Origin of the sequence: Anaerophaga thermohalophila DSM 12881, from assembly GCF_000191885.1 — a bacterium.
Taxonomy (GTDB): domain Bacteria; phylum Bacteroidota; class Bacteroidia; order Bacteroidales; family Marinilabiliaceae; genus Anaerophaga; species Anaerophaga thermohalophila.
In genome coordinates this window covers 1-2,820 of record NZ_AEWI01000196.1, presented here as the reverse complement: position 1 = coordinate 2,820, position 2,820 = coordinate 1, and the positions used below count along the sequence as shown (strand labels likewise).

The window sequence follows — 2,820 nt, the reverse complement described above, 5'->3', positions numbered from 1 at the left end:
ACAGAAAATTACCCTAATTTTTTATGTATCTTATGTGTTTCAATCCAATAAAATGACAAAAGATTCTCACCCCAAAGGTTTCGAACAGATATTTTTTGCTGACGGTAACAGTCTGGCCAAAACCCATGCGGTAGAAAAAGACCTGTCAAAACTGAAAATAAGCATCCGGCAGTTGCACCACAATGTCGATTTATTGATTGACGCCTTCACGCAAAGGTGTGAAACTGAAACCATACCGGTTGAGTGCCACATGGGTTGTCAATGGTGCTGCCATCAGGCCGTTTTCGCCTCAACGCATGAAATGATTGTAGTGGTGGATTATTTGAAAAGACGATTCACTGAAGAAGTAATCGAAAACATAAAAGATAAAGCCAGGGAAAAAGACGACCGCTTAAAAAGGTTAAGTCCGGGCGACACCCTCAAAACTTCTCACCCCTGCCCGCTTTTGCGCAAGGGCAGCTGCATGGTTTACCCTGTACGACCCATGGCATGCCGCATTTATCTTTCATCCAGTGAAAAAAGCTGCAAAGCCAAATTCGACCGGCCTGATGATCCGAACGTCATACCCGCGCTCTTTGACTTCACCCTGAAAGCCGGACGACAGCTAAATGAAGGATTTGCTTCGGCCTTGCGCGAAGAGGGACTCGCAATTGAGGAACACCGGATTGAGCATATCCTTCTTTGTCTGCTTGAAGCTCCGGAAAAAACAAGAGAATGGTTACAGGGCGCAACCATTCATGATGGTTTTCCATTTGACGAACTGCCGGATGATTGATCTGGCATTTTTCGGACACCAAAATAATAAAATCGGCAAAATCCACTGATTTATAATCGTGTTGGTGTTCTCAGATAACATTGTCCTGGCAAAATTTTCCCGATTTGGTTTAATCTTTTACTTTCGCCAAAAAAATGTACTTTTAAGGTAAGTTTTGGAAAAACAATTTTAACCGGCAAACACCCAATCATCTAATAATCAAACAATCTATTTGTCAGAGTATGAGCGAAGAAATTGAAAAAGTAGAACTGCGACAATTAAATATAGACGACTATCAGGAGTTAAGAACCACAGAGGAAGAAGCTTATCGCAACTGGGAAGGCCCGGGATGGGACGAACAAAACATCCGTACCTTAATTGACATATTCCCCGAAGGCCAGTTGGCAGTTTTGGTCAATGACAAAATTGTGGGCTGTGCACTCTCTCTGATTGTCAACTATGAACATTTTGGAGATGAGCACACCTATAATGAGATAACCGGGAACATGACCTTCAGTACCCACAATCCGAGGGGTGACATACTTTACGGCATAGATATCTTTATCCGCCCCGCCTACAGGGGGTTGCGCCTGGGACGACGTCTCTATGATGCACGCAAAGAACTGTGCGAACATCTTAACCTGAAAGGAATTGTTTTCGGAGGAAGAATACCAAACTATTACAAAGTAGCAGATCAACTCACACCTAAAGAGTACATCCAAAAAGTCAAACTTAAAGAGCTTTACGATCCCACCCTTACTTTCCAGCTGGCTAATGATTTTCACGTCAAGAAAGTACTGAAGGGTTATCTGCCAGACGACCACGAGTCGAAAGAATATGCGGTTCTCCTTGAATGGGATAATATTTATTACACCAAACGTGGCAAACAATTATCGCAGACCAAAACCATTGTCAGACTTGGCCTGGTGCAATGGCAGATGCGTCACTACCCTACTGTTGACGATGTTTTCGAGCAGATTGAATACTTTGTTGATGCGGTATCCGCCTACAAAAGTGACTTCATCCTGTTCCCGGAATTCTTTAACGCACCTTTGATGGCCCGATACAATCAACTCACTGAGTCCGAAGCCATCCGAAACCTGGCACAATACACCGAAGAATGCCGCGACCGTTTTATTCAACTGGCCATCAGTTACAATGTGAATATCATTACGGGAAGTATGCCCCTGATCCGGGATGATAAACTCTACAACATAGGATATGTCTGTCGCCGTAACGGGACTTATGATTCGTATGAGAAGATACACGTAACACCCGATGAAGTTAAATCATGGGGCCTTTCCGGAAGCGACAAGCTCAAGGTTTATGAGACCGACTGTGGCAAAATCGGTGTACTCATCTGTTATGACGTAGAATTCCCTGAATTGTCAAGACTGTTGGCCGAGCAGGGTATGAAAATTCTTTTTGTGCCTTTTCTTACCGACACGCAAAACGACTACAGCCGTGTTCGCTATTGTGCCAGAGCACGTGCCATAGAAAACGAATGCTTTGTCGCCATGGCCGGATCGGTTGGTAATCTTCCAAAGGTTTCGAATATGAATATTCAGTATGCTCAGAGTGCGGTTTTCACTCCCTGCGACTTTGCATTTCCAACCAACGGCATCAAGACAGAAGCGACCCCTAACACCGAAATGATCCTGGTGGCCGACGTAGACCTTGATCTTCTCTCCGAACTCCATACATACGGAAGCGTCAGAAATCTGCGTGATCGCCGAACCGATGTATTCGACCTTCGCCTAAAAAGCGGGCTTATTCAATAACGCATTTAATCACGAACAAAACATGATTATTGACAGCGATATTGAAAAGTCGCAAAAAACCTGAACGGTTGGATGTTTCCTTGAAGGTGTTGAACGCGACACTGATAAAAGAACCGACAGTACTTTTGCAGATGCAGAAATGTTTAATATGTTGATGAAAGAATTTGGTTGAACAATTTTTCGCAGCAACAGTTCTAACTATGAAACGAGCATGGCAAAGTTTTCCACAACAGAACATGTATAAATTCTTGCATTCGAGCTACATTCGACCTTAAAAATAGATTT

Annotated in this window: 2 protein-coding genes; both read left to right on the top strand. The window is 43.5% G+C overall.

Features of this window, described 5'->3' with window-relative positions; genetic code table 11:
• The coding region (locus ATH1_RS0117615) for a YkgJ family cysteine cluster protein (RefSeq protein WP_010424968.1) at positions 1–775 on the top strand (775 nt) is incomplete at its 5' end.
• 221 nt (positions 776–996) lie between these two features.
• Complete coding sequence (locus ATH1_RS0117610) at positions 997–2,535, top strand: carbon-nitrogen hydrolase family protein (protein WP_010424967.1); 1,539 nt, start codon at positions 997–999, stop codon at positions 2,533–2,535.
• Positions 2,536–2,820 lie beyond the last annotated feature (285 nt).